Annotated in this window: 6 protein-coding genes; all 6 read right to left on the bottom strand. The window is 36.7% G+C overall.

Annotation, left to right across the window (positions count from 1 at the left end):
* Positions 1-555: 555 nt before the first annotated feature.
* Positions 556-2,646, bottom strand: coding sequence for a hypothetical protein (locus H5201_RS21740; protein ID WP_182785377.1), 2,091 nt, complete (start codon positions 2,644-2,646; stop codon positions 556-558).
* Between the two features lie 584 nt (positions 2,647-3,230).
* On the bottom strand, positions 3,231-3,629 hold the full coding sequence (locus tag H5201_RS21735) for a hypothetical protein (protein ID WP_157586679.1): 399 nt from the start codon (positions 3,627-3,629) through the stop codon (positions 3,231-3,233).
* An 82-nt stretch (positions 3,630-3,711) separates the two neighbouring features.
* Positions 3,712-4,008 (bottom strand): hypothetical protein, encoded by a 297-nt coding sequence (locus tag H5201_RS21730; RefSeq protein WP_064665971.1) that lies wholly within the window; start codon positions 4,006-4,008, stop codon positions 3,712-3,714.
* Between the two features lie 551 nt (positions 4,009-4,559).
* On the bottom strand, positions 4,560-5,513 hold the full coding sequence (locus tag H5201_RS21725) for a hypothetical protein (protein WP_182785375.1): 954 nt from the start codon (positions 5,511-5,513) through the stop codon (positions 4,560-4,562).
* 123 nt (positions 5,514-5,636) lie between these two features.
* Positions 5,637-6,113 (bottom strand): hypothetical protein, encoded by a 477-nt coding sequence (locus H5201_RS21720; RefSeq protein ID WP_182785374.1) that lies wholly within the window; start codon positions 6,111-6,113, stop codon positions 5,637-5,639.
* A gap of 337 nt (positions 6,114-6,450) precedes the next feature.
* The coding region (locus H5201_RS21715) for a transposase (RefSeq protein ID WP_182785372.1) at positions 6,451-7,320 on the bottom strand (870 nt) is incomplete at its 5' end.

The following is a 7,320-nucleotide window of genomic DNA, read 5'->3' as shown; positions in this document are numbered from 1 at the left end:
CATCATCAAGTGTTCATGCAATGATTTTAACGCTTAAAAAGAAAGGGTTCATCACTTCAACTGCTGGAAAAAGCCGAACGATAAAGCTATTGATAGGAATAAATCAGTTGCCTGAATTTAAGTAAAGCAGCTGATCAGAACTTCTGTGAACGAGTACTAGGCTGGAGGTTCTAGGCGCAAGGAAAAGCCAAAACAGTTCGGCGTTAAATTTATCACCTTAGGTTGTGGTTGAGAGCAACGAAACCCAACGATGAATGATTAAAACTGAATGACGGCTTAGAGCGATAACCGTTCGGTCGCTCTAACACTCTTTTGGACAAAAATGAGTTACAGCACTTGCTAATTTAGACTTTCACGAATTATTTCAGGTACGGCAAAACAAGTTAGGTGCATTGATCTAGCCAGCTAAGAATGGATGACGAGAGTAAGGGATATTGCCGCTGGGCAAGAACTGCCCTATCAACTGGATTAGAAATGGTTGCTCTCATTAAGCGGCATTTAACCCTTTAGCACTTACAAGTTTTGATAGCCGCCCTGTGGAGCGGCTTAGATCTGTTATTTATTCTTATTCTTGTATAAGTCTATTACAAAGTAGTTGAAGGTCGAAAACCAGTCTTGGCTGTTGTTACCAACAGCTTTAGTTTTATTCATTATGCTGAGAAAATCTTCGTTGCCTGTGCAATGATCTAACATTGTAATTAGTTGATTTGAACTAAAGAATCGGCTGTTTAGAGTATTGAGAGAATTGTCTGGGTTGATGTACTCATTTTTAAAGATATCACTCTTGTAAATATTTTGTAGTTTTCTAAGTGTTTTATTTATTTTTTCAATCTTCTCGGTTACTTTCGAGTCGTTATCAGTACTACTAATAGTTGAATTGATGAATGATATCAGAATGCTTCTAACACTGTTAACATCTGCTAGACTGTAAAAATCGAAGAGTGTCAAAGACACTTTTTCAATTTTTCTGTCTTTCAGTTCAAGAGTGAAGCCATTCTCGAATTCAATTTTCCCTTGTTTTCTAAGTAAATATTCATGCCTACAAATTTGCTCTTGAGAATTTAGCAGTGATAAAGCTAAGTCCCATAGTCCTGATAAGATATCTCCGCTTTTTGATTCAATGTCCAATTCTTTAGATTTTTCTTCAATGAAGATGATTCTATCATCAGTTTCAATAATAAAGTCACATTCACCATCCTTTGAACTTGAGCTAATATCTTGAAAAACGCTTCCTTTAACTTTGTATTTTAATCCAAATTTGTGAGATATTTTTTTTGCATTTAATAGATTCTTTATAAATTCTTCTGATATGTCACCACGTAAGTCGTTAAATTTTTTTCCTGCTATTCCTATTTGAGCACATTCATGTTTCAGCTTAGCCCTCAAAAACCATACAAATCCATCGTTATGAAAATATGAGTTTAAATAAATAATCTTTTCATTATTTTTAATAAATGGTTTTTCATAGTAGTTTATTGCGTTTATATCGAAAGGATTTAGATAGTCTTTGTTCACTTTACCTTCTTCTATACACAGTTCATCCAATGCGCTTTGTATCTCATTTTCTGTATATCCTCCTAGTAAGTGAGAATATAGTTCTACTTTTTCTATGGACTGTATATCAATGCTCGGCGTTGTATTTACTATGTCAAAAATATCAATGTAAATGCTTAAATCTATGTCTTTGGGTATTTTGGTATTATGATTTTTATTGAACATGCCGTTGATTATTTTTCTGGCATTACTATTACTATACTGATGAACAGTAAATAATTCATCGTGCAATAAATTCTTTCGCAAATAAGGGATTATATCTTGACCTGAAAGCAAGCTTTCGTATGGATTTAACCATTGTAGCTCTAATATCGTCATTAGATCTTTCGATAACTCAATAATCTCTGATATTTGCTTTTTTGCTTGATGATTCTTTACTGTATTCAAATTCTTTATTGACAGATTATAAAGGTAACCAAAAGGAATATTTGGCTCTGGTTGAGAGTTTGTTGGATGTAACTCTTTCCTCAAGTAAAATCTATCATGCTTTCTTCTATAGCATGATTTAATTCTTGCAAGAATATCCTGATAAAGTTTGTCACCTAATTTTTTGGCTCTAAAATCAATTCTTTGCAGAATATTGTTGAATTGATCATCGCTTAAGTGAATTTTACCTTCGATTACGTCAACCGTGATTCCTTTTTTTCTGAATCTTTTCACTGCTTCTGATATGATTTTGTTTTTTTCATTTAGAGATAAATATGGATGATTATGATTAGCCATATATATGTAATTCTGTATAAGTTTATGTGCCTCTATCCATTTTTTTTCGTTGATGGTGTACCCATCTAGAAAATTTAAAAAGAATCTGAGGTAAGCAAGAAATCTGAATTCATTAGGATTTTTATTGTTACAATAGAAATCATAAGAGAATTGGTTGAAAACCGTAATGTAATCTTCGCAAGGACATTCGTTTGAAGTTAATAACGATACTACTTTTCTCTTTATAAAGTCCGATACTTCATTAGTCGTTTTAGAAGAAGTGAAGGTGTAACCTATTTCGTTAGCCACCGCTATAAAATCCTTCTTTGTTTTAAAATCTATACTCCAATCGTAAGTCGATGTAGTCAGAGTAGAGAACAATTGATTCATCGTCACACCTTATATTTACAAAATATCAAAAACTTGCCGAATTATATGGTACTAAATCAGGATACACCTTTTAAACTCACAGAGCGAGATAGATAGTGCTACTACACCAAATAAGGAAGCCCTGATAGGCCTTTTATCTATTCATTAGTTTATGTACGTCAAAACTCAGTATCGTGAGCTGCACTGAGTATTAACGTTAACTTGGAAAGGGGCAGAAACGAGTTATACCTGAATGACTGAAATTGGTACAAAACTGTCTGCGTTTTACCTCTGCGACTTAAATATAGTCTTAATGTCTGCTCTTAAGCGCAGCGTCTCTTAACCTCTTTGTGAATCATTATTTAAATAGCTTTTGCACAATTGAGTGATATAAAACACTCGATAATGCAAATCCCTGATTCAGTGCAATTATCTTTGGTTGGATGATATTCTGGATTGCATCGAGCAAACACAGTGTAATCGTAAGGTACACCCTGTACTTAAGCTACTAGCGGTAAATTGTAAGCGGCAATCCATTGAAAAAATAATGACATTTGCCGTTTTAAAATAGGAAGTAATACGATCTGTGTTCCTTAAGAACTAAGCTATGAGGTTTTACTAGCACTTTGCATTGCCTTAAATAGTAGAACGGACATTAAGATTGCAAAGAAATTTATGGTGATGGAGGATGAACCTACCGCCCATGAAATATGAAATGTAAAACCCAGTAACAAAGAGAACGCCCAACCACCGATATCGAACCCTACAATTTGAACTACATACACCCAGAAAGCGAATTTGATGAATCTATTCTTACCTTGGTATATCTTATAAGCAACGAATAGATTAATGAATATAGCTAACGGTGTCAGGAGCAATAAAATCAGAGTAAGTCCCTTTGCTTCTGGTAATAATGTGAAAAAGCTAAACCCCACAACTACGCTGAGGCCGCTGGCCACTAGTAGCGCTATAAATGCCGCTTTTGTATACGAATTTTGGATCAATGCAGTTACCCTCTGATTTAGACCTAACGCGTCCCAATGAGCGCAGCGAATGAACATAATGCGTTTGTTAGAAGTACCATGTTTACCACCCTTCCAAATGTGTACCAACCTCTTTGCCTTTTTCTAAATCATCTTTCGCTAAGTAGCCAAAGCGGTTATGTTCATTTCGCATACTTAACCTATGAAATGTAATACAACACACCAAATAGACTAACCAGAAAAAAAGTAATAACCCAACAAATAGCAATGACTTTTCAGCGAAATTAAGGCCATCTCTGAAAAAGACTATCGGGATACCAATCAGAGCAACTAGCCATGAAATATGCAGAAACGACACTTTTGCAGCAGTCTTTAAAATAAAGGGATTGTAGTACGACATTTGCAGATCCTTCTGGTACTTCTTACGAGCCTGTAGAATAACTCGTTTTAAAATTTATTTTTATTGATGAATCAACCATAGCCAAGTTCCTATTTTGATTCAATCAGTTACTTCGATTTTACGTAAATATAAAAAGAGGATTTGCTGTTGCTTTAATTGGCATTTTGGAAGGTATGACAGGTGTTTGAGTGGTTTATTTTAGGTGATAAGGGCTTACTTTTATTAATGCATTGTGTTTTCACATATCAATAATTAGCCTTCAAGTTCACCCTCATTTACTTCTCATTCCCTTCTCTTTGTGCAAAAAGTTTAGTGAATTATTCACAAAGAGGTTAAGAGACGCTGCGCTTTAGAGGAATATCAGCAGATGCAGTGTTAAAAACCCTCCTTAATACGTGTTTGCCGTAAGCTACTTGCTTAACAGCCACATAGACAGACGAAGTAAATGAATTTGCTTATTGAATTAGAGTTGATTTAGAATTGACCGTCACTGTATAAAAACGGTCAAATAAAATACGAGTGCCTATTGACAGAGTTAAGGCTCATATGTGTTAGCCTTCAAGCACACCTGTACGCCATGCCCATTGTGAGCTTTCATTAAGGCCAAAGTCTTGTTCAATGTGAAGGTTATCTGCATACCTTAAAGTGCAGGTTTCTGAAAACACATCACCGACATCGGGGTCTTCTGAAAGATAAAAATAATCATCGGACTTGAATTCATCACAGACAAAGCCAATGATAACTTGAATGTTCATCGCTGCTAATCGAGAAGCTCTTAACAATAAAGTTAAAACCAGCTTTTTAGTCCTTGGGTCATCAAACTCCCAAGTGAATTCGGGATTATCTACAATAGGAAAGACCGCATGTGCAATGTGATTTCTTATGTTCCTTACCAAAGCAAAACCAATTGATTTTTGATTGTTTTTTTCAAGGTCTATATCAAAATTAACTTTGAATATCTCTTTGTATATTTTAGATACTTCAGTCAATCCATCTACTTTGTGGGAATAATACTCTGGTAGATGTTTTGAAACAAAAACCACGTCTAAAAGCCATGCTGATTGAGTTGAGTAGCTTCGTTGTCTTTCTGTCTTTTTACCAGCTTTTTTTAGTTTAGAAAACTGTTGTTCGTAAACTTGACTTGATAACCGATAAGCCTCTTCAAGTGCGTTCGAAATAAATAGAAATCTAGTAATCTGTGTAGCAAGAGAAGAATCATGGTTTGCGTTTGAATTAAGTTCGTCAGCCACAGGTTCGCAGTAAAAGTGAGCTTCCTCATATCTAAAGGTATTCATTTCAACTGATTCTAGTTGACTAGCTAAACGAAGCCATTTGGCTATGCTTTGCGTTTTTGCAACGCCACATTCAACGATTTCTTTTTTAAATGGCTTAAATACTGTTTGCTCATTGCCAAGTAGTTCGCAAAATTTACCAAGCTCATGTAGGTGGAGAGTCAACTCTCTAAAAGAGCCGCAAATCTGACAAACTGGTTTTTGTGTGCTCACAGCTCTATTCCTTGAAGACTAACGCTTGCCGTAAACGGCATAAAATAGCAGGCTAAAATTTGCGACGAAGGAGCACAGCCTGCTGTTTTGTGTCCTTTGTTTGACGGCCTTGTTAGCTACCGATTACTCAGCATTCTCATCGTAGATACGCGTATAATCCTCAAACTCCGTACCTTTCAAGTCGTTTTCAATTACAGCTTTTGCAACTTCGAAATCTACTACATAATTGCAAACTTCCATTGTGCCGCTACCAATACTGCCACCATCACAATGACCTAAGCCTGTCCAGCCAAGAGTTTCATTCATTCGATCTTGTAACCTAGCCCGTTTATCTAGGTCTTCACTAGTCCCGAAACCATCAACTTCATATTCAACTAATAAGGTAAACTCCTGCTCAGCTTGCTGATATCCGTTTGTGATTAACTCATCTATTTCTTTTTGAATTTTGTACTGAGGTTTTTTGAAAAAACTAGATTTAACTACCTTACTTTCACCTTGAGTGCCAAGTTGCCCCCAATGTACTGTATGTGAACCATCGTCATTGTCCCAAGTTTCCCAATACTCTTTCTTATTTTCGGTAAAACGATAGAGTTTTAGCACGATTTATCCTTTAGGTAGCTAACATTTTAGTATTTATGCGACACGCAGTTTGTGTTGCATAATCGCTTGTTGGACTGAGGTGCTACCTGCTCGGTGTGTCAGAGTTGGTGTTGTTTATGCTATGGGTATTTGCTTTTTATGACCTAAGCTATATCAAGCCAATTTAATTGGCGTGCCTGTCGTATCTAAGCTGTCCCTGCGTTACTCAGCGTTTATTATGTATCCATTAAACCTAATGTTTAACCGTTAAGCAATTATATTTTTTGTACGCACAGTCGCCACTGACCTGAACAGTTAAGCAGGTTAACTAGTTGATTTGATGCAGCAAGCTAGGCCGCTAACTCGTTCGAACTATTTCATTCGTCGCAATATCTGAGGTTATCACTCCAATAAATCGTAATATGCCAACCTTACACCGCTGGCAAGGCCATTGCGGTATCAATGGTTCTTTTTCTGCCTTTGGTTTCACCAGTTTATATGTGTGTCGCGCGTGAGCCCTTATCAGCGCTAACTTTCGCTTGCGACATGCATTGGCTAAAAATCCATAGTGGCGAATACGCATAAACCCTTTGGGCAGTACATGCTGTAAGTAGCGCCGTAAAAATTCATCACAGCTCAGTGTCATTACTTTATCGCGGTTGTTATCTGCATAATCTCGGTATTTAAAACTCACAGATTGTTCATTCGCTGTCACCAAACGTGATTCTGACATCACGCCTTTTCGGGTATAACGAGCAAGGTAACTAACTAGCTTTTCACTGTACGTTAAACAGGCTTTACTATACACGCACCATTTGGTTGGCGTGTTTATCTTCGCGAATGAACTATCGCATTCATTGAGCGCCGCCAGCATTTTTCCTCTAAAGACTGTTGATAACGCTTTTACGGGGTATAAATAGCCTTTTTCTATTTCATGCCAGTGCGTTTTTTCAAGTGCACCTGCGGGTATCAAACAATGCAAGTGGATATGCTGACTTAAGTTCTGCCCCCATGTATGCAGTACACTTGTCATGCCTAACTGGCCATGCATCTTTCGTTTCGCAAATTTACACAGCGTTTGCCATACGGCTTTAAACAAACATTGGTACAACACACTTGGGTTATAGTGAGCAATGATATTCAACTCATGAGGGAGCGTAAAAACAAGGTGGAAATACCGACACGGTAATAAATCCTCTTGCTGTCTTCGCACCCACTTAGCCGTGGC

The organism is Pseudoalteromonas sp. SG43-6 (genome assembly GCF_014164365.1).
GTDB classification, from domain to species: Bacteria; Pseudomonadota; Gammaproteobacteria; order Enterobacterales; family Alteromonadaceae; genus Pseudoalteromonas; species Pseudoalteromonas rhizosphaerae.
Note: the sequence above shows the minus strand (reverse complement) of the source record. Positions and strands in the feature narration are given on the sequence as shown.

Bases quoted from the DNA above. Each gene is read 5' to 3' on its own strand.
- H5201_RS21730 (WP_064665971.1), bottom strand. From the start codon at position 4,008: ATGTCGTACTACAATCCCTTTATTTTAAAGACTGCTGCAAAAGTGTCG.
- H5201_RS21740 (WP_182785377.1), bottom strand. From the start codon at position 2,646: ATGAATCAATTGTTCTCTACTCTGACTACATCGACTTACGATTGGAGT.